Source organism: Aminobacter sp. P4_D5 (assembly GCF_056401815.1).
In genome coordinates this window covers 1-685 of record NZ_JBFUIP010000774.1, presented here as the reverse complement: position 1 = coordinate 685, position 685 = coordinate 1, and the positions used below count along the sequence as shown (strand labels likewise).

General features: G+C 68.3%; 2 protein-coding genes. Both read left to right on the top strand.

Going from position 1 to position 685, the window contains the following annotated elements; genetic code table 11:
* Window positions 1-397: hypothetical protein (locus AC1DWF_RS34915; RefSeq protein ID WP_476843052.1), on the top strand; the 397-nt coding region annotated here is incomplete at its 5' end.
* Window positions 398-461: 64 nt separating this feature from the next.
* A partial coding sequence (locus tag AC1DWF_RS34910; RefSeq protein WP_476843051.1) for a helix-turn-helix domain-containing protein occupies window positions 462-685 on the top strand: 224 nt, incomplete at its 3' end.

The window sequence follows — 685 nt, the reverse complement described above, 5'->3', positions numbered from 1 at the left end:
GACCGAGTGCATCGCCCACCCGAACTTCAAGAAGGCCTTCCTCCGTGGCGCCGCCCGCGATGCGCTGCCCACGGTGCAGATCGACGAGCGCTTCCCGGTCATCCCCGTCCGCGCCCTGCAGAACGAGGGCACCAAGCGCTTCATGGAGCATCAGGCCGCCGTGCTGAAACGCTTCCAGTCGGGGGAGCTCGCCAAGGATGCCGCCCAGCTCGACATCGAGCATTTCTGGGCCGGCGCGCTCCGTCGCGCGGTCATCGACGGCGACGTGGAGAACGGCTCCCTCATGGCCGGGCAGAGCGTCGGCATGGTCACACGGGAGCAGCCGGCGGCCGAGATCGTGGCCGAGCTGATCGGCCAGGCGGCCACCGCCTGGGCTGCCCGCAACAAGCTCGCATGAAGAATCACACGGATGAGCTTTTCGGGTCTTTTGCCTCCGGCCGGGACGGTCTAACCATGGCCCCGTGTTCGACGACATGAAACGCTTCCGCCCCCAGGAGGCCCCCGCGGTGGACGCCGCCCGGCTCGGTGAGGAACTGCGCGATGCGCGCCTCGCCCTCGGTCTCGCGATCGAGGACGTGGCCGCTCAGCTGCGCATCCGCCGGGTCTATCTGGTCGCGCTCGAGGAAGGGCGCGTGAAGGATCTGCCGTCCGCGGCCTATGCCGTTGGATTCGTGCGGAACTATTC